The 18,878-nt window shown below is 41.8% G+C and carries 27 protein-coding genes and 1 pseudogene; 1 reads left to right on the top strand and 27 read right to left on the bottom strand.

From position 1 onward, the window contains the following. Nucleotides 1-19: 19 nt before the first annotated feature. The 3 genes from MHI46_RS00950 to MHI46_RS00940 form a co-directional block, all read right to left on the bottom strand. Nucleotides 20-1,078, bottom strand: coding sequence for a P-loop NTPase (locus MHI46_RS00950; protein ID WP_260775190.1), 1,059 nt, complete (start codon nt 1,076-1,078; stop codon nt 20-22). A gap of 103 nt (nt 1,079-1,181) precedes the next feature. Then, nucleotides 1,182-1,895 carry an N-acetylmuramoyl-L-alanine amidase CwlD gene (gene cwlD, locus MHI46_RS00945; protein WP_034283867.1) on the bottom strand — a complete coding sequence of 238 codons (714 nt, stop codon included), beginning with the start codon at nt 1,893-1,895 and terminating at the stop codon, nt 1,182-1,184. 58 nt (nt 1,896-1,953) lie between these two features. Then, nucleotides 1,954-2,397 carry a YbaK family protein gene (locus MHI46_RS00940; protein WP_106025918.1) on the bottom strand — a complete coding sequence of 148 codons (444 nt, stop codon included), beginning with the start codon at nt 2,395-2,397 and terminating at the stop codon, nt 1,954-1,956. A gap of 152 nt (nt 2,398-2,549) precedes the next feature. Here MHI46_RS00940 and MHI46_RS00935 point away from each other — a divergent pair, with 152 nt between their 5' ends. Next, nucleotides 2,550-3,119 (top strand): DUF4825 domain-containing protein, encoded by a 570-nt coding sequence (locus MHI46_RS00935; RefSeq protein WP_260775187.1) that lies wholly within the window; start codon nt 2,550-2,552, stop codon nt 3,117-3,119. Between the two features lie 56 nt (nt 3,120-3,175). On the opposite strand, the gene MHI46_RS00930 is transcribed toward MHI46_RS00935, so the two are convergent. The 24 genes and pseudogenes from MHI46_RS00930 to rplR all read right to left on the bottom strand — a co-directional run bounded on the left by MHI46_RS00930 (nt 3,176) and on the right by rplR (nt 18,858). Then, complete coding sequence (locus MHI46_RS00930; protein WP_342503046.1) at nt 3,176-4,234, bottom strand: serine hydrolase; 1,059 nt, start codon at nt 4,232-4,234, stop codon at nt 3,176-3,178. Between the two features lie 108 nt (nt 4,235-4,342). Further along, nucleotides 4,343-4,816, bottom strand: coding sequence for a GNAT family N-acetyltransferase (locus tag MHI46_RS00925; protein ID WP_081258467.1), 474 nt, complete (start codon nt 4,814-4,816; stop codon nt 4,343-4,345). Between the two features lie 114 nt (nt 4,817-4,930). Next, nucleotides 4,931-5,455 carry a GNAT family N-acetyltransferase gene (locus tag MHI46_RS00920; RefSeq protein ID WP_260775184.1) on the bottom strand — a complete coding sequence of 175 codons (525 nt, stop codon included), beginning with the start codon at nt 5,453-5,455 and terminating at the stop codon, nt 4,931-4,933. A gap of 293 nt (nt 5,456-5,748) precedes the next feature. Further along, nucleotides 5,749-6,588: an HNH endonuclease gene (locus MHI46_RS00915; RefSeq protein ID WP_260775182.1), complete on the bottom strand. Its 840-nt coding sequence runs from the start codon at nt 6,586-6,588 to the stop codon at nt 5,749-5,751. Between the two features lie 554 nt (nt 6,589-7,142). Then, complete coding sequence (gene rpsI, locus MHI46_RS00910) at nt 7,143-7,535, bottom strand: 30S ribosomal protein S9 (protein ID WP_039175996.1); 393 nt, start codon at nt 7,533-7,535, stop codon at nt 7,143-7,145. A gap of 20 nt (nt 7,536-7,555) precedes the next feature. Beyond that, the gene (gene rplM, locus MHI46_RS00905; RefSeq protein ID WP_003217042.1) at nt 7,556-7,993 is read right to left on the bottom strand and encodes a 50S ribosomal protein L13; all 438 of its coding nucleotides are present in this window, start codon (nt 7,991-7,993) and stop codon (nt 7,556-7,558) included. Nucleotides 7,994-8,158: 165 nt separating this feature from the next. Then, nucleotides 8,159-8,902 (bottom strand): tRNA pseudouridine(38-40) synthase TruA, encoded by a 744-nt coding sequence (gene truA / locus MHI46_RS00900; protein WP_047203795.1) that lies wholly within the window; start codon nt 8,900-8,902, stop codon nt 8,159-8,161. Nucleotides 8,903-8,913: 11 nt separating this feature from the next. Further along, nucleotides 8,914-9,711, bottom strand: coding sequence for an energy-coupling factor transporter transmembrane protein EcfT (locus tag MHI46_RS00895; protein WP_059375250.1), 798 nt, complete (start codon nt 9,709-9,711; stop codon nt 8,914-8,916). Next, entirely contained in the window at nt 9,708-10,577 is an 870-nt protein-coding gene (locus tag MHI46_RS00890) for an energy-coupling factor ABC transporter ATP-binding protein (RefSeq protein ID WP_039175989.1), read from the bottom strand. Before MHI46_RS00890 ends, MHI46_RS00895 begins: the two co-directional genes overlap by 4 nt. Continuing rightward, entirely contained in the window at nt 10,553-11,395 is an 843-nt protein-coding gene (locus MHI46_RS00885; RefSeq protein ID WP_008356549.1) for an energy-coupling factor ABC transporter ATP-binding protein, read from the bottom strand. The genes MHI46_RS00890 and MHI46_RS00885 overlap by 25 nt, the downstream gene beginning before the upstream one ends. A 126-nt stretch (nt 11,396-11,521) precedes the next feature. Then, nucleotides 11,522-11,884, bottom strand: a complete 363-nt coding sequence (rplQ, locus tag MHI46_RS00880) for a 50S ribosomal protein L17 (protein WP_003216944.1) — start codon at nt 11,882-11,884, stop codon at nt 11,522-11,524. A 75-nt stretch (nt 11,885-11,959) separates the two neighbouring features. Further along, nucleotides 11,960-12,904 (bottom strand): DNA-directed RNA polymerase subunit alpha, encoded by a 945-nt coding sequence (locus MHI46_RS00875; protein WP_003217009.1) that lies wholly within the window; start codon nt 12,902-12,904, stop codon nt 11,960-11,962. A 175-nt stretch (nt 12,905-13,079) separates the two neighbouring features. Next, nucleotides 13,080-13,475, bottom strand: a complete 396-nt coding sequence (rpsK, locus tag MHI46_RS00870) for a 30S ribosomal protein S11 (RefSeq protein WP_003217231.1) — start codon at nt 13,473-13,475, stop codon at nt 13,080-13,082. A 20-nt stretch (nt 13,476-13,495) separates the two neighbouring features. Continuing rightward, nucleotides 13,496-13,861, bottom strand: coding sequence for a 30S ribosomal protein S13 (gene rpsM / locus MHI46_RS00865; RefSeq protein ID WP_003217023.1), 366 nt, complete (start codon nt 13,859-13,861; stop codon nt 13,496-13,498). Nucleotides 13,862-13,882: 21 nt separating this feature from the next. Then, on the bottom strand, nt 13,883-13,996 hold the full coding sequence (rpmJ, locus tag MHI46_RS00860) for a 50S ribosomal protein L36 (protein ID WP_003156543.1): 114 nt from the start codon (nt 13,994-13,996) through the stop codon (nt 13,883-13,885). A gap of 31 nt (nt 13,997-14,027) precedes the next feature. After that, nucleotides 14,028-14,246, bottom strand: coding sequence for a translation initiation factor IF-1 (gene infA / locus MHI46_RS00855; RefSeq protein WP_003217190.1), 219 nt, complete (start codon nt 14,244-14,246; stop codon nt 14,028-14,030). Then, a pseudogene (locus MHI46_RS00850) lies at nt 14,224-14,512 on the bottom strand (RNA-binding protein). The gene infA and the pseudogene MHI46_RS00850 overlap by 23 nt, the downstream one beginning before the upstream one ends. A 45-nt stretch (nt 14,513-14,557) precedes the next feature. Beyond that, the gene (map, locus tag MHI46_RS00845) at nt 14,558-15,304 is read right to left on the bottom strand and encodes a type I methionyl aminopeptidase (RefSeq protein ID WP_003217210.1); all 747 of its coding nucleotides are present in this window, start codon (nt 15,302-15,304) and stop codon (nt 14,558-14,560) included. After that, nucleotides 15,301-15,954 (bottom strand): adenylate kinase, encoded by a 654-nt coding sequence (locus MHI46_RS00840; RefSeq protein ID WP_024425604.1) that lies wholly within the window; start codon nt 15,952-15,954, stop codon nt 15,301-15,303. The genes map and MHI46_RS00840 overlap by 4 nt, the downstream gene beginning before the upstream one ends. A gap of 55 nt (nt 15,955-16,009) precedes the next feature. Further along, complete coding sequence (gene secY, locus MHI46_RS00835; protein ID WP_007496334.1) at nt 16,010-17,302, bottom strand: preprotein translocase subunit SecY; 1,293 nt, start codon at nt 17,300-17,302, stop codon at nt 16,010-16,012. Between the two features lies 1 nt (nt 17,303). After that, on the bottom strand, nt 17,304-17,744 hold the full coding sequence (gene rplO, locus MHI46_RS00830; protein WP_003216888.1) for a 50S ribosomal protein L15: 441 nt from the start codon (nt 17,742-17,744) through the stop codon (nt 17,304-17,306). A gap of 30 nt (nt 17,745-17,774) precedes the next feature. Further along, on the bottom strand, nt 17,775-17,957 hold the full coding sequence (gene rpmD, locus MHI46_RS00825) for a 50S ribosomal protein L30 (RefSeq protein ID WP_003217067.1): 183 nt from the start codon (nt 17,955-17,957) through the stop codon (nt 17,775-17,777). Between the two features lie 13 nt (nt 17,958-17,970). Beyond that, the gene (gene rpsE, locus MHI46_RS00820) at nt 17,971-18,471 is read right to left on the bottom strand and encodes a 30S ribosomal protein S5 (protein ID WP_007496332.1); all 501 of its coding nucleotides are present in this window, start codon (nt 18,469-18,471) and stop codon (nt 17,971-17,973) included. 24 nt (nt 18,472-18,495) lie between these two features. After that, nucleotides 18,496-18,858 carry a 50S ribosomal protein L18 gene (gene rplR / locus MHI46_RS00815; RefSeq protein WP_008356544.1) on the bottom strand — a complete coding sequence of 121 codons (363 nt, stop codon included), beginning with the start codon at nt 18,856-18,858 and terminating at the stop codon, nt 18,496-18,498. Between the last annotated feature and the right edge of the window lie 20 nt (nt 18,859-18,878).

Genomic DNA, 18,878 nt, shown 5'->3' with positions numbered 1-18,878 from the left:
TGATCCACTCGGGCTTTTATTATGCTTTCACTGCTAATTGTTCAATGACTTTATTCGCAATGTGTTGATACACTTCTCCTGTTGGATGACTTGCATCATAGACAGAAGGCGCGAAATCATCCTCATTCCAATCAGGCTGTCTTAAAGGAATTTGGCCAAGGACTGATACACGCAGCTCTTCAGCCAGCTTGTCCCCGCCGCCTTTTCCAAAGACGTATTCCTTCTCACCTGTTTTTTTGCTTTCATAATAGCTCATATTCTCAACGACACCGAGCACTTCATGATCTGTTTGCAGTGCCATTGCGCCTGCTCTTGCTGCAACGAAGGCAGCCGTAGGATGCGGTGTAGTAACAATGATTTCTTTACAGCTAGGCAGCATTGTATGAATATCAAGCGCCACATCTCCCGTTCCAGGCGGAAGGTCTAATAGTAAGTAGTCTAATTCTCCCCACTCAACTTCGTGGAAGAAGTTATTTAACATTTTTCCAAGCATCGGCCCTCTCCAAATAACCGGTGCATTTTCTTCAACAAAAAAGCCCATTGAAATCACTTTGACTCCAAAGCGCTCCACAGGAATAATTTTTTCCCCTTTAACTGTTGGTCTGACAGTGATTCCCATCATATCCGGTACACTAAAGCCATAAATATCAGCATCAATCAGCCCGACTTTTTTCCCTAGACGAGCCAGTGCTACAGCAAGGTTAACTGAAACAGTCGATTTACCAACGCCGCCCTTTCCACTCGCAATCGCTAAGAACTCAGGCGGGTTTTTAGAGTTAAGCAGGGTTTCTTCCTCTTCTTGTGATGGCATAAACTTTTCAAGTGTTTCCTGAGGCAGTTCCTCAAAACGAAGTCCTACTGTGTTAGCGCCTGCTGCTTTCAAGGTTTGTACGATGTCTTGCTGCAGCTTCATCTGCTCAGCAGTGCCTGTTTTTGCAATAGCCACCTTCAGGCTCACATGCTCTTTCTCAGGCTTTAGGCTGATTTCCTTGATGGCATCCAGCTCACCAAGCGGTATATGAAGGAAAGGTTCGTCCATCTTCCCAACTAGTTTTCTCACATCATCTTGTCCGATCATAGCAGAACCTCACCCTTTATTGAATTCGTTTACAATCCAAGTATATCATACATATCCTTACAATGTCTGTCCTGTTTGCCTGCGATCAAAAGGAAAAAGCCCCTTATTCAGGCGGCTCTTTTTGCTCTGTTAAATATCTTAAAATCCCTTTATAAATAGAGGCGGCAATTTGATCCTGATATTTAGGTGTTGCCAGCTGGCCAGCCTCTTTTGGATTGGAGAGAAATCCAATTTCCACAAGAGCTCCTGGCTTTGTGACATTTTGCATTAAATAAATGCCGTTGATCCGCTTCGCCTTTCGATCTGTGTTTTCAAGGTTTCTGCGCAATTCATCTTGAATGAACTTCGCTGCCTTTTCATTTTCTTCATACTTTCCGTAAAAAAACGTCTGAGCCCCGCTCCATTTGTTAGATGGTATCGCATTTAAATGAATGCTTAAATAGAGATCCGCTTCAGATTCATTGATGACTTTGACGCGGTTCCTTAAATCCTCCGCTTTCTTCCGGGCATATCCCCTTGTATTCTTTGATGATAAATCAGAATCATCCTCTCGGGTCATGAGAACAAGCGCTCCCTGCTCCTGCAAATAGTCACGTATCTTCATGGATACATCTAGCGCAATCTCTTTCTCAAGCAGCTCTCCTCCTACAGCCCCGCCATCTGGACCACCGTGACCCGGATCTAAATAAATGATCTTCCCGCTTAGAGGCAAATTCCACGATTTCCATGAATCATCATTTAGAAATTGAAACCTGAATAAGAATAAGAGGACAATAAACCCAATTAAAAACCCTGTCCACTTCAGCTTTCTTTTCATCCCTGTCCCTCCCATACACCATTATTTTATAGATATGGGACAAGGGCTGGAAATATGCTTAGTGCAACCGAAGCTTGTGTCTTTTTTCTGATTCACGAAAGCCTTCCTGCCACCACATGCTTAAAAATTCTTTCGCAGATGGATAAAAACACGACATCTTCCGCTCCATACGGAACATATTCCCCCACGATTGCAAGCATCCTGCCAGCTCTTCAATCAGCTCAGTTTCCTCCTGAGAGGACCGCTTCTTGATATCGTCGAACGATTCGCCATATTTACTCGACTCACCATATCTCCCGCCAGCTAAAAAAGCTTCAATGGCGAAATCGATGCAGCCATCACTCATAATACCGGCTGGATCATCTGCAAATGGAAATAGCTTCTTCGTGAATTTCTCGGAAGCAGCCGTTACTTGTTGAAGAGACAATGTACGCAAAAGCTTCTTTTCAAGCGTGACATCTCGTTTTGTTTTCAATTGATAAAATGAAAGTACTTCTGCCATGGACTGAACTCCTTTTTTCTTTGTATTGTTCGTTGGTTTGAACAAAACATGCAGTTCAGTAAATGGAAATGACGGTCAGTGAACGATCGGAATGGAAAATTGTGATAAAATAGACATTTACATATAGAAAGAATGATAAAGGGGCAAAATCAATGAAGAAATGGATATATATCCTGCTGCTATTAACAGTCGTCCTATCTGCATGCAGCAGTCAAGCCACAGAGAAAAAGAGCGATATAAAAGGAATAGAAGACATATCCTTAAAACAACTTTCAAAACACAAAAACACGTATCTCGGTGACAATTCAGCCATTCGTGAAATCTTATCAGATCTTCCTGGAGGCGTAATTCGTGAATTTGAAATCATCGATGGAAAAGCATTAAACGTCACGTATGGGGTAAAAGAAAATGACGGCTATACAGAAGAACAGTTTGACGCCTTCTGGTTTGATCAAAAGGACACGATCGAAAAAACGTATTTATACAACGCCATCGCACTTTTTATTCTTGTTGATAACGTAGAGCAAGTGACACTGAACATGAGCTCTAAAGACGAGCCGTCCGTCACGTTTAAAAGAAAACAACTAGAAAAAAAGCTCCCTCACCCTTTTAAAAAGTACAAAGATGATACAGCGGTTTGGCAAAAGGAACTGGTTGATGGAGTTGTGAAGTCAAAAGAGAAACGCCAAGATGTATATAAAGCGTTTCCAATGCAGAAATAATAAAACAGAGGGATTTGCCCCTCTGTTTTTTGATGTTTATGTAGTGAAAGCCTGAATCAATCGTTGTCGAAAGTTTTGATCCACTGCTGCAGTAAGCATAAATTCGTTGAATACTTCCCCAATCCAATGAGAATTGTTCGCTTTCGGATCATTGATAAAAAGAGAGATGGAGATAAGGATGTATCTGTTCTTCGATATAAAGCACCTGTGAAAACAAACAATGTTGCTCCGCCTTTATACCAAAAATATTGATCTGTTTCCTTTTTCAATGTTTCTCCCAGTACGATTTGGCTAAAAAGACTCTTTTCTTCTGGTGTTAACAGCTCGTCATGAAGACGTTTCATAAAATATGTATATTCATTGGTTGTAGACTTTGTCATTTTTTGCGTCAGTAATGATTGTATACGCCACCCTAATAAGTTCTTTTTTTTCATTTTTTCTTCTAACGCCTTTTTATGCTCTGGGTCATTTTTCATGATATTAAAAATCTCATTCATTAGAGATTTGTATTGTTCTTCGGATACACCGCTCATTTTCTTGAATGCATCCCGCCGACGATTAGATACATAAGCTGACCACAAAATCATCGGCGTCAACGGCATGAGTTCACCATGTTCTGTAAGACCTACTTGTTTCATCTGATCATTGATCTTTTCTAAGCCCAGCCGGTCAATCAAATAATCCGTACAAGCATTCGAACTGAATTGCATCATCCCTTTGGCAACATCTAATAAAGCCGCATGCTCAGAAAAATCATTGACCTCCAGCCAGTACGCGTGCGCACCACCGTCTGTTCTATCAATATAAAAACGCTCTATATCAGACAATGCCACTTTTTCCTCTAGCTTAATGGCGCCGCTCGATACAGCTTTAACAAAATGAAATAAAACAACTAATTTCACCGTACTTGCAAGCGGTGTTTTTTGATCAGCATTCCATTCTAACACCACATCATCATTTTCAATGATTGTCACTGAAACGTCCTTTTTGTTTTTTGCGACAAATGTCAAAAGATCTTCCTTCGTTTTCTTCATATCTCTTTTATACAACAAGACTTGAACCACCACGTAAAGTATGACCACACCTATGACAACTAGACCGACTTTGAGTAACATGTTTCTCCTTTCCAAATAACAGAGGATTTATATATTAAATATAACAAATATTTCAAATAAAGGCGTAAAAAAGGCAGAGGCTCTTGAATCCTCCGCTTCTTGATATCCTTATTCATGGGGCAAATGCAGCTTCATTCCTTCATGAGTGGCTTCAAACCCTAATTTCTCATAAAAATGGCGTGCTTCTGGCCTCTGTTTATCTGTTGTCAGCTGAATCATATGACAGCCGCGGTCGCTTGCGCGTTGAATGGCCCACTTGATAAGCAGCGAACCGACTCCTTTTCCTCTATGACTCGAAGCCGTACGAACTCCTTCAATGGATGCTCTCCATCCCCCTTGATGTGTAAGAAATGGCGTCATGGTTAACTGAAGAACACCAACTGCTTCTTCCTGGTCACACGCAACAATGAGTTCAATATTTGGATCAGCATCGATTGAATGAAAGGCTTTGATATAGCTTTCTAATAATGGGCGAGTGTAACGCTCTCTCTTTTGACCTAACTTATCATCTGAAAGCATGAAGACGATTTTGTCGAGGTCTTCTTGCACGGCTTCTCTCAATGTCAATTGATTTAAATTCAATGAAAGCACCTCCTATGATGGATGGAAGACTGTTTTCACTTACCAAAATACCATTCTCATATAAGATTTGTTCAGCTGCTTTTTCATCAAAATACTTCATATCATGAAAACTGATCAAGCCCTCTTCACGAACCATTCCTCTTGTAAGATGGCATAGTAAAACTCATCCCACCACTCATTTCCTTGTGGTATACATTTTTTAAAATCCCCCTCTCTCCTCATCCCCATTTTCTCCATCACTCTCCAAGATGGCACATTTTCAGGCTGACAAGTGGCAATGATTCGATGTAAATTCATTGTGTGAAAACCATGATGCAGAACGGCATAAGCCGCTTCTGATGCATAGCCTTTGTTTTGATAGGCAGAAATGAAGACCCAGCCAATTTCATATGTGTGCTCACCAAAGGTTGGATGGAACACGATATGCCCGATGCATATCTGATCTACTTTTAATAGAACAGCAAAATTCTTAGCTGTTTTAAGACGATTATTTTTAACAAATTCCTGCGCATTTTCTTTAGAAAAAACACCTTCCGGAATATACTTCATTACCGCCGGATCAGATGTATATGCATAGACATCCTGCCAATCATCCTCAGCAAATGATCGAATGATACACCTTTCTGTTGTTAGATTCATATGACACCCTCCATAGACTTCGTTTTTTAAACAGAAACCTCGCTATGATCCTATTTTATATGTTTCCAAACAGAAAAAAACACAAATAAAAAAGCACTAGCAGGATGCTGATGCTTTTTTTATTTGGTTTGTCTGTAACAAACCTTTGTAAGACGTCCATACAATATAAAATTGATTAACGAAGTGCGAGACGCGCTAATTTAACGGGCTATTTTTTCATCAGCAAAAAAAAAGAATGTCGTACTGTATATTTGGCGTCAAAATGTGATCAAAATTAACCTGTGCCAATTGGTTCAAATTTTGATTTTTTCCACTTCTACGCACTTTAACACTTTCTCTTGAAGTTTTCTTACGTCCTCTTCCAAATCTAAAATATGCATTTTATCATGGCAATTAGGACAAAGAGCAATAGTGTTGTATATTGAATCATCTCCACCACGTGATAGCCATTTAATATGATGGGTATGTAAATGAGGCTCCCCATTCATATTTAAATATGGGGCCGGTTGATCACATAACTGACAAACTCCCTTTGCCCAGCGTTTTGCAAACTCTGTAACATATGGGTCACGTTCATATGTAGTTGAGATAGTCTTACGTTTACTACTTTTTCTTCTGGCGGTTCTAGCTCTGTTTTCTAAAACGCTCTCACCCAGTTTTCTTACCTTCTTTTCCCTCAACACTTGTTTCATTTTTATCAACTTATCTGGAATGATTATCTTTTGATCGTCTGCCAACACAAGAGGGAAGACCCATACTTGTCGCAGTTGGTCATTATCATCTAGCTGCTCTTCTTGATATGGTTCATCAGCTAGTTTCACTACCCCACGATACACATATTTCTTCGCTTCAAACACTTCAAACAAATGCATCTCCACTTTATTACTTAATGATTCAGCCACAGTTTTATTTTGAGATGTCAAGGTCTGATCTCCCGTTCTTCCCATACCAGTATAATGAAAAACATTTCCATCCCATCGGTCTTCATACAATGCTTTGGTATGATCCGATACTAAAACTAAGGTATTCGTTTTAAGCGAGCGCCTCATACCTCCTTGAGGAGCACATTTAAAAATTTCAGTTATCTGACTATTATTAAGTGTACTTATGGGTTCTATTTTCACTAAACTCACTATTGCACCTACCTATAATTTAATAACGTCACGTAATACGTAATAATAAATATTCCTAGACCGTATCTACAGTTCAACATAGTGGTCAATAAAAGTGATTAAAGACCTTTAGGCAAAGTATATAGCAAAAATACTTTATTTTCCCTATTTTCCTCTTACCATACATCATAAATTGACTAACAAAAATTGGCGAGTTTTGCTACACGAGAACTCATCAAACCATGGAATAAATGCTTTCTCAATAGTGAGGAGTTTGTCTCTGCTGATTACGGAAAATACAACCGCTCTGAGGCAATAGTAGTAATGACCTATTTTCATATTATAAGTTTATTTGAAGCGGGATCAGGCATTAAAGATGTACAGGCTCGATTAGGCATCCAATGACTATGAACATTTATAAACACGTAACAGAAACTCTAAAAGATCAAACCGCTCAAAAGTTTCAAAGGTATAGAGTTATAACCAGCAATAAATTTCTCGTGGTCCTATTATTTTAGAGCCTAAAAAAAGACCCCCAAGCATAAGCTTGAGAGCCTTTGAGAAACGTAATAGAATTAACGTTTTGAGAACTGAGGTGCGCGACGTGCGCCTTTAAGACCGTATTTCTTACGCTCTTTCATACGTGGGTCACGAGTAAGAAGTCCAGCACGTTTAAGTGATGTACGGTACTCAGGATCTACTTCTAGAAGAGCACGAGAGATACCGTGACGAATTGCTCCAGCTTGACCAGAGAATCCACCACCGTGAACATTTACAAGAACATCGTAGCTGTTAGCTGTTTCTGTGATGTTCAAAGGCTGTTTCACGTCTTCGATTAAAGCAGCGAATGGAATGTATTCAGTAATTTCACGATTATTAACGACGATACGGCCTTCACCTGGAACTAAGCGAACGCGCGCTACAGAACTTTTACGACGACCTGTACCGTAATATTGAACCTGTGCCAAATTGTTAACCTCCCTTATAATTAACCGCGAAGTTCGTAAACTTCAGGTTGTTGTGCTTGATGTGGATGCTCAGAACCACGGTACACATTTAATTTTTTGAACATTTGACGACCTAGTGGACCCTTTGGAAGCATACCTTTGATAGCAAGCTCCAACATTTTTTCAGGGTAGTTTGTACGCATCTCAAGAGCAGTTCTTTGTTTCAAACCACCTGGGTGCATCGTGTGACGGTAGTAAATTTTGTCCGTCAATTTCTTACCAGTTAATTCGATTTTCTCAGCATTGATGATGATGACATGATCACCTGTATCAACGTGTGGTGTATAAGTTGGTTTGTGCTTACCGCGCAAAAGTGATGCTACTTCAGTAGAAAGACGACCTAGAGTCTTGCCTGCCGCATCAACAACTAGCCATTTGCGCTCAATTGTGCTTGCGTTCGCCATTGGTGTTGTACGCATGAGTTTCCCTCCTAAATAAATCAATGAATTTTCCTTGAATCAAATGCTACGTTCTATTTCAAAACACAGATAAGTCTTCCGGGGCTTATTTGTGGGGTTGAAATACATACCATATGATATCTTATAACTTTCTGCTTCCTGTGTCAAGAACATGTTACACCTGGTTTAGTTGTCATAGAAAACTTCCCATAAATACAGTCCGTGACTAGGCGCAGTCTTGCCTGCCGCTTCGCGATTTCGGGCGGCAAGCATGGCTTTTATCTCCTCAGGGTGAAATTTACCAGAACCGATTTCAAGCAACGTTCCAGCGATAATCCTTACCATGTTGTATAAAAAACCATTCCCTCTCACACGCATTTCAAGCCCGTCTGAGACGTTTTTCCACTCAAGGGCATAAATATCCCTCACCTTGTCCTGAACCTCTGTATTGGCCGCACAAAAGCTTGTAAAATCATGTGTCCCAATTAAGTGCTCAGCGGCTTCTCTCATTTTATCGATATCCAGCCGGTAAGGATAGTGGCAGGCATACTGTCTCGTGAACACATTTTGGTGTGTTTCTGTTGAGACCTTATAACGGTACTCCTTCGAAACAACACCAAATCTGGCATGAAACGAGTCATCGACCTCCTCAGCCTTTAAAACACGGATATCATCCGGCAGCAGGCTGTTGAGAGCAAAAGGCCATCTCTCCATCGGAATCGAGAGCGGGGTGTCAAAATGGATGACCTGTCCCTTTGCATGAACACCGCTGTCTGTCCGGCCGGAAGCCACAATCGGAATCAGTTCATCCTGTTTGTGCATTCTTGCAAGGGCAGACTCGATCTCCGTCTGTACGGTTCGCTGCCCTGGCTGCACCTGATAGCCTTTAAAATGTGTCCCATCGTAGGATACAGTACATTTGACCTTCATCTAGGAATCACCTAATTTCTAAGCAGCACAAGGAGCGCTGTTAACAGGATGAATAGAAGCAGCGTGAACGTGTCCTTCATACCCCAGACAAGCTGACGGTATTTCGTCCGTCCTTCTCCCCCGCGGTAGCCTCTCGCTTCCATCGCTGTCGCCAGTTCCTCTGCACGCTTAAACGCACTGACGAAAAGGGGAACAAGCAAAGGAACGATGGCTTTCATGCGATCCTTTAAAGGTCCGCTTGTAAAATCAACGCCTCGAGCCATTTGTGCCTTCATGATTTTGTCCGTCTCTTCTAGTAAAGTCGGAATAAACCGAAGTGAGATGGACATCATGAGAGCAAGCTCATGAACAGGCAGTTTGATTTTACGGAATGGGTGCAGCAGTTTCTCCATTCCGTCTGTCACTTCTATAGGCGTTGTGGTTAACGTAAGAAGTGTCGTCATCATAATGAGATAGACAAAACGGAGTGAAATGAAGATCCCCTGCTTTAAACCTTCTTCATAAATCTTCAGAAAACCAAAGTGGAATAGCAAGGCGCCATCCTTTGTCATGAAAATATGCAGAATAAAGGTAAACAGGACAATCCATAGGATCGGCTTCATTCCCTTGAGAATAAAGTATAGCGGCACCTGAGAAACCATCACCACAAGAATGGTAAAGACACCTAAAAGCCCGTAAGTGATGTAATTATTAGCAAAAAAGACAATAAAGACAAAAAAGAAAATTGATAACAGCTTTGTCCTTGGATCAAGACGATGGACAAAGGATGAACCTGGCACATATTTGCCGATAATCATACTATCCATCATGATGTCGTGTCCTCCTGATAAAGAGCTGTTAAGGCTTCTGCCATTTCATCCATGGTCAGAAGCGGCCTAGGAAACGTAATACCTAGCTTTTCTTCTACAGTCTGCTGGAATTTAATCGTTTCCGGGAGGTCGAGACCAAACGAAGACATGTCTGTACGATTGGCAAACAACTCTCTCGGTGTGCCTGTCGCCTTCACTGTCCCTTTATGCATCACAATCATTTGATCCGCATAATGAGCGGCGTCCTCCATACTGTGTGTGACTAGGATCGTGGTGAGGTTTGCCTTTTGATGAAGGTCATAGAACATGTCCATAATTTCCTTCCGCCCGCGTGGATCCAGTCCAGCAGTCGGCTCATCAAGCACAAGCACTTCTGGCTCCATCGCTAAAACGCCAGCAATCGCCACACGTCTCATTTGACCACCGCTTAGTTCAAAGGGAGATCGAGATAATAGGGATTCAGGAAGACCCACCAGTTTCAGCATCTCCTTCGCCTTCGCTTCTGCTTTCTCTTGAGGAACACCGAAGTTCATCGGGCCGAAGCAGATATCCTTGAGGATGGTTTCCTCAAAGAGCTGATGCTCAGGAAACTGAAACACGATGCCTACCTTTTTCCGGAGGGGTTTCATATCCTTCTGCTTTTTATTGGCTTGTAAAACTGTCTCTCCAAGCGCAATGCTCCCCTTCGTTGGTTTGAGCAATCCATTTAAATGTTGCAGCAATGTAGACTTGCCAGAGCCCGTATGACCAATGACAGCGACATAGCTGCCCTCTTTGATGGAAGCATTGACATCATACAAAGCGAGACGCTCAAACGGCGTTTTCATTTGATAACGATGCTCTAATTCTTTGATCGTAATGTCCATAGCTCTTTCACCAATCCTTCTTGTGTCAAATGGGCATTTGCAAGCGGCACACCTTGCTGCTTCAATTGCTTGCTCAATCGATAGGAGAATGGCAGATCAAGTCCAATCTGAACCAGCTGTTCATCTAGTTCAAATACTTCCTCTGGCGTTCCCTCGGCAAATTTCTTCCCGCCATTCATCACAATGACTCGGTCTGCCTTGGCAGCCTCGTCTAAATCATGTGTGATGGAAATGACTGTGACTGTTCCTTGTTCCTTCAGTAGTCTAACAGTCTCTAACACTTCTTCACGGCCAATCGGATCAAGCATTGATGTTGCTTCATCCAAGATCATGATGTCAGGGCTTGCGGCAAGCACACCTGCAATAGCGACTCTCTGCTTCTGCCCGCCTGATAGATGGTGCGGCTCTTGATCAAGAAACTCCTGCATATTGACCTGTTTGACAGCCCAATCTACACGTTCTATCATCAATTCCCGCTCAACCCCGTTATTTTCTAAACCAAAAGCCACATCATCACGAACCGTTGAGCCCACAAATTGGTTATCTGGGTTTTGAAAGACCATTCCGACCTTTTTGCGAATATCCCAGACACTTTCTTCTTTGAGCTCAATCTCTCCAACCTTGACCGTACCAGCATCCGGTAAAATGAGCCCATTCAGCACACGGGCAAGTGTGGATTTACCTGAACCGTTATGACCAACAATGGCGAGCCATTCATTTTGATTCACATGCAGTGACACTTGATCTAAAGCGGGCTTGTCCGCATCCTTGTGATAACGAAATACAATGTCCTTTACGTCAATTAATGTCTTCCCCATCTCTACCGGACCTCCTCTCAGCTCAACCTCTTCTTTGCTTATTCCTAAAAAAAGCCGTAGTACCTAAAAAAGGGCATAGATCCAGTTATGAACTGTCCCGCCCTTTCTTAGATACACGATATGTGATTAAACTAATTCAATGACAGCCATTGGTGCGCCATCGCCGCGACGAGGTCCAAGCTTCATGATACGAGTGTATCCACCTTGGCGATCTTCGTAGCGAGTTGCAACGTCAGCGAATAATTTTTGAAGTGCATCTTGGTTTGTTTCAGCGTTAGCTACTTCATTACGAATGTAAGCTGCAGCTTGACGGCGAGCATGAAGATCTCCGCGTTTGCCAAGAGTGATCATTTTTTCAACTACAGAGCGAAGTTCTTTCGCACGTGTTTCAGTTGTTTCGATGCGTTCGTTGATGATCAAATCAGTCGTTAGGTCACGAAGCATTGCTTTACGTTGTGCACTAGTGCGTCCTAGCTTTCTGTATGCCATGTGATGTCCCCTCCTTAATTAGAGATGCTGTATGAATAAAAAACACACGAAAATCCTAGTTCACAATGAAACTAGTCAATCGTCTTTACGAAGACCCAGTCCAAGTTCTTCTAGTTTCGCTTTCACTTCTTCAAGAGATTTACGTCCAAGGTTACGAACTTTCATCATATCCTCTTCTGTCTTGTTAGCAAGCTCTTGAACAGTGTTAATACCCGCACGCTTCAAACAGTTGTAAGAACGAACAGAAAGATCAAGCTCTTCAATTGTCATTTCAAGCACTTTTTCTTTTTGGTCTTCTTCTTTCTCAACCATGATTTCAGCATGCTGAGCTTCGTCAGTTAACCCAACGAAAATATTCAGGTGTTCAGTTAAAATCTTAGAACCTAGAGCGATCGCTTCTTTCGGTCCTGTGCTTCCATCAGTCCATACATCTAGTGTTAATTTATCATAGTTTGTGATTTGCCCAACACGGGTGTTCTCCACTTGATAAGTCACACGAGATACAGGTGTATAGATTGAGTCGATCGGAATCACACCGATTGGCTGATCGTCTCTTTTGTTTGCATCAGCAGGATTATACCCGCGACCTCTTTGTGCAGTTAAGCGAACACGGAAGCTCGCATTCTTGCCAAGAGTTGCGATGTGAAGATCTGGATTTAAGATTTCAATATCGCTGTCGTGTGTAATATCAGCAGCTGTTACAGTACCTTCATCTTGTACATCAATTTCAAGCGTCTTCTCTTCTTCAGAGTAGATTTTGAGTGCAAGCTTTTTAATGTTTAAGATAATCGTTGTAACATCTTCAACCACGCCTTCGATCGTTGAGAATTCGTGTAAGACACCATCTATCTGGATCGATGTTACAGCTGCACCAGGAAGTGAGGATAAAAGGATACGACGAAGGGAGTTCCCTAAAGTGGTACCATATCCACGCTCAAGTGGCTCTACGACAAACTTGCCATACTTGGCATCGTCGCTGATTTCAACCGTTTCGATTTTTGGTTTTTCAATTTCGATCATCTAATAAAACCCTCCTTCAAAACGTCGAAACCTCGAATAGAATCATATGAGATTCCATCCGAAATTCCTCATTGTTTAGTCCCGTATGTGCTCAGGCAACGAGTCGTGTATTCGTCTCATAAATAACTGTATCATAACCCATTATTGACAGGGACACAAAATCTATACAAACAAATTACACGCGGCGACGTTTTGGTGGACGGCATCCGTTATGAGGAACTGGAGTTACGTCTCTAATTGCAGTAACTTCAAGACCAGCAGCTTGAAGCGCACGAATTGCAGCTTCACGACCAGAACCAGGACCTTTAACAGTTACTTCAAGTGTTTTAAGACCATGTTCGATAGAACCTTTAGCAGCAGTTTCAGCAGCCATTTGTGCAGCGAAAGGAGTAGATTTACGAGAACCTCTGAATCCTAATGCACCAGCACTTGACCAAGAAATTGCGTTTCCATGAACATCAGTAATCGTTACAATCGTGTTGTTGAAAGTGGAACGAATATGAGCGATTCCAGCTTCAATATTCTTTTTCACGCGACGTTTACGCGTATTTTGTTTACGAGCAGCAGCCATTCTTTAACTACCTCCTTTACTTATTTTTTCTTGTTAGCTACAGTACGACGCGGACCTTTACGAGTACGCGCGTTGTTTTTTGTGTTTTGTCCACGAACAGGAAGTCCTCTACGATGACGGATTCCGCGGTAGCTTCCGATTTCAATTAGACGCTTAATGTTAAGTGAAACTTCACGACGAAGGTCACCTTCTACTTTAAGTTTGTCAATGATATCACGGATTTTACCAAGTTCGTCTTCAGTTAGATCGCGAACGCGAGTGTCTTCAGAAACACCTGCTTCTTTAAGGACTTGTTGCGCAGTCGTACGACCAATTCCAAAAACATATGTTAAAGAAATGACAACACGCTTATCACGTGGAATATCTACACCAGCAATACGAGCCATGATTTGGGCACCTCCTTGTTATTAGCCTTGTTTTTGTTTATGTTTTGGGTTTTCACAGATCACCATTACTTTTCCTTTTCTGCGAATCACTTTACATTTTTCACAGATAGGTTTAACAGATGGTCTCACTTTCATGTGTTTCCAACCTCCTTCTTCCGGAGTTGCTTTATTTGTAACGGTACGTAATTCTACCACGAGTTAAGTCATATGGAGATAATTCTACCGTAACTTTGTCTCCAGGTAAAATGCGAATGAAGTGCATACGGATTTTTCCTGATACATGAGCCAAAACTGTATGACCATTCTCTAGTTCAACTTTGAACATTGCGTTTGGCAAAGTTTCTGCTACAGTACCTTCCACTTCAATTACATCGTCTTTCGCCATTCAAGTGTTCTCCCTTCTTCAAATCAGTAACTTGCTCTCTGACAAATGTACAAATGAGAATCTCTCAATTGTTCATCTATCACCCGACCTGTTTTGAATATACTGTTCTGAACTTCCGGAGATACGCAATCATAAAAGGTTATATGATTGATATTTTTTCTTAGGAGAATGAAATTTACGCTTTTCTCCGTCTGCGATTAGTACATGGCAGCCAACGAACATGCCGATGACACCTGTATACTGATCTTGTTCTTTCTTTGGACTATACAGACAACCTGCCCGATTTGGGCCTGAAAGGCTTCAGTGAAGACCTAAATCTTAGTCAGTATATCAAAACCTGTATCTGTAATCGCAATCGTATGCTCAAAATGAGCACACTTTTTCCCATCAACCGTTACAACCGTCCAGTTATCAGCCAATGTTTTCACATATCGACTGCCTGCGTTCACCATCGGTTCGATGGCCAACACCATCCCAGGTTTTAGCCGTGGGCCTTTGTTGGGCGGACCATAATGAGGAATTTGAGGGTCCTCATGAAGATCCTGTCCGACCCCATGTCCAACATATTCTCTAACAACTGAAAAATTCTCATTTTCAACATACGTTTGTATGGCATGGGAAATGTTCGACAGACGTTCGCCTGGCTTTGCTTCCTGTAAGCCTTTATATAGAGATTCCTCTGTGACTTCCAGTAGTTTGCGGTCTTCATCACTGATTACCCCAACTGGATAAGTCCAAGCAGAGTCACCATGATAGCCATTTAACTTTGCGCCAATATCGATACTAATGATGTCACCATCACGTAAAACCCGTTTACCAGGAATACCGTGAACGAGTTCTTCATTCACCGAAACGCAAATGCTCCCGCGAAAACCATTATACCCTTTAAAAGATGGGATTGCACCCTGCTTTGTAATAAAACGTTCGGCAATTTGATCCAATTCTTTTGTCGAAATACCTGGTTTTATGTGTTTCTTCAGCTCTTCATGAGTCAGTGCGACAATACGTCCAGCTTCTCTCATAATCTCAAGCTCGCGAGGAGTTTTACAGATAATCATTTATTTAATCCTCCAAGCAGGTCCTTGATATCTGCATATACATCGTTAATGTGCTTCGCACCATCAATGTTTGCAAGATATCCTTTTTCTGAATAGAAGTTCAGTAAAGGTTCAGTCTGCTTTAAGTTCACTTCAAGTCTAGTCGAAACGGTTTCTGCATTATCATCTGCACGTTGATAAAGCTCGCCTCCACACTTGTCACAAACATTTTCTTTCGCAGGTGGATTAAATACTAAATGATATGTTGCTCCGCAATTTTTGCAAATTCTTCGGCCAGTCAGACGCTCCATCAAAGCATCTTTATCGACTTTAATATTAATGACATAATCAATCGTTCTGCCAAGGTCCTTTAGAATTTCTTCTAAAGCTTCAGCCTGAGCGACTGTTCGCGGAAATCCGTCCAGAAGAAAACCTTGTTCACAATCATTTTTGCCAAGTCTTTCTCTAACAATACCGATTGTGACCTCATCAGGAACAAGCTCTCCTTTATCGATAAAGGATTTTGCTTCGAGCCCAAGTTGTGTCTCCTCTTTCATAGCAGCGCGGAACATATCTCCTGTTGAGATATGAGGGATCCCATAATCATCAACAATTCGTTCTGCCTGAGTGCCTTTACCAGCACCCGGAAGCCCCATTAAGACTAAGTTCATTTCGGATTTCCCCTTCCTTACTTAGAGAGGTTGGGCAGCTGCCCAGCCCTCTGGTTTATTTCATAAATCCACGGTAATTTCGTTTCACTAATTGGCTTTCAAGCTGTTTCATTGTTTCAAGTGCAACACCTACAACAATGAGAAGACTTGTGCCGCCAATTTGTGCAGCGGAAGGTAATCCAGCGAATTGAATGAAAAAGATAGGAAGTATTGAAATCACGGCTAAGAAAATGGCGCCCACAAACGTGAGTCGGTACAAAATGCTCGTAATTCTATCTTGAGTCATTTTCCCTGGACGAACTCCCGGGATATAGCCACCCTGCTTTTGCAGATTTTCAGCCATTTGTTCAGGATTGACTTGGACAAAGGCATAAAAATATGTGAAAGCAACAATCAGTGCTACATAAATCGTCATACCGATTGGCTTAGTATAGTCAAAGTTGTTGGTTATCCAAGTTGTCACATTATTGGTTCCGAAGAACGATGCGATCGTCTGCGGAGTAATAATGAAAGAAACGGCAAAGATGACTGGAATCACCCCTGCTGGATTCACTTTCAATGGAAGGTGCGTTGCTTGACTAGCAGACATTTGTGCACGACCAGTACCTTTTGAATATTGAATTGCAATCTTTCTCACTGCCATTTGAATGTAAATAACACCGATAACAATGACAAGAATGGCAATTACAATAAGGGCAATTTTAAGGATTTGCATGAACAGCTGTCCATCTCCACCTACAAATTGTTGAGCGTACACTTGTTTTAATGTTTGAGGGATACCAGCGATGATACCGGCAAAGATAATAATCGAAATACCGTTACCAACACCATGAGCAGTAATCTGCTCGCCCAGCCACATTAAAAATGCTGTTCCCGCAGTGAGTACGACCGCAATTAAGAGATACGTTGATACACCTGGGTTTTCAATCAGCATGCCTCCTGCCATATTGTTGAATCCATATGACATTCCTAACGCCTGGATAAATCCTAGAACAATTGTAAAATACCTTGTGAATTGTGCTAATTTTCGGCGGCCAACCTCTCCTTGCTTTGACCACTCAGTAAACTTCGGAACAACATCCATCTGCAAGAGCTGAATGATGATCGAAGCAGTGATATACGGCATAATCCCCATTGCAAGAATGGAGAATTGGAAAAGTGCCCCGCCCCCAAACGTGTTGAGGATTCCGAAAACACTCATTTGATCCTGTGCCTGGAGAACTTCGGCGTTCACATTAGGCACAGGGATGAAAGCACCTATACGAAAGACGACTAACATTAAAAGTGTGAATATAATCTTATTCCGTATATCTTTCACGCGCATAAAATTGGAGATTGTCTTAAACAAGTTAGATCACCTCGGCTGTACCGCCAGCAGCTTCAATCGCTTCTTTCGCAGAAGCAGAGAATTTATTGGCTTTTACAGTTAATTTTTTTTCTAATTTACCGTTGCCAAGAATTTTTACTCCTGCTTTTAACTTGCTTATTGCACCAGTCTCTAGAAGAAGTTCAGGAGTTACTTCCGTTCCTTCGTCAAAACTGTTTAATCTGTCTAAGTTGATTACCGCGTAATCTTTACGGTTGATGTTTGTAAAACCACGTTTTGGAAGGCGTTGGAATAAAGGCATCTGACCACCTTCGAAACCAGGGCGTACACCGCCGCCAGAACGAGCGTTTTGACCTTTATGACCTTTACCAGAAGTTTTACCGTTACCTGATCCAATACCACGACCAACACGGTTGCGTACTTTACGTGAACCTTCTGAAGGCTTCAATTCATGAAGTTTCATTTGGGCACCTCCTTATCGATTAAAAATGTTTTATTGTTCTTTAACAGAAACTAAATGAGACACCTTGTTAATCATGCCGCGGATCGCTGCATTGTCTTCATGTACGACTGTTTGGTTTGTTTTCTTAAGACCAAGAGTACGAACAGTGACACGCTGATCTTCAGGGCGACCGATTACACTGCGTTTGAGGGTAATTTCTAATTTATTTGCCATTATTGTTCCCTCCTTATCCTAACAGGTCTTCTACAGATTTTCCACGAAGCTTCGCTACATCTTCAGCACGTTTAAGCTCACTTAAACCTTGAAGTGTTGCGCGGATCATGTTGATCGGTGTATTAGAACCTAGAGATTTAGAAAGGATATCAGCTAGACCAGCAAGCTCAAGTACCGCACGCACTGGGCCTCCAGCGATAACTCCTGTACCTTCTGAAGCAGGCTTCAATAGAACGTTTCCTGCACCGAATCGACCGATGATTTCATGTGGAATTGTAGTTCCAACCATTGGTACTTCAATTAAATTCTTTTTCGCATCTTCAACAGCTTTGCGGATCGCTTCTGGTACTTCTTGTGCTTTACCAGTACCGAAACCTACATGACCGTTTTTGTCACCGACAACAACTAAAGCTGCAAAACGGAAACGACGTCCACCTTTAACAACTTTCGCTACGCGGTTAACCGTAACTAAGCGTTCTTCTAACTCTAATTTGCTTGGGTCAATACGACTCATTCGGATGTGTCCCTCCTTCTTTTATTAAAATTTAAGTCCAGCCTCACGAGCAGCTTCAGCTAGAGCTTTTACACGTCCATGATATAGGTATCCTCCGCGGTCAAATACCACGTTAGAGATTCCTTTTTCAACAGCACGTTTTGCAACAAGTTCGCCAACTTTCGTAGCAGCTGCAGTGTCAGAACTATTCTCGATCTTTAACTCTTTATCAAGAGTAGAAGCACTTACAAGTGTTACACCGTTAACATCATCAATTACTTGAGCGTAGATATTCTTGTTAGAACGGAAAACGTTAAGGCGAGGTCTTTCAGCAGTACCTGAAAGTTTCGCACGAACACGAGCATGTCTTTTAAGACGAGTAGCGTTTTTGCTAGTTTTCGTAATCATCCGAGTCACTCCTTTCTTCA

This window comes from Bacillus sp. FSL K6-1000 (assembly GCF_038630785.1).
Classification (GTDB): domain Bacteria; phylum Bacillota; class Bacilli; order Bacillales; family Bacillaceae; genus Bacillus; species Bacillus safensis.
This window is presented reverse-complemented; position numbering and strand designations above follow the sequence as displayed.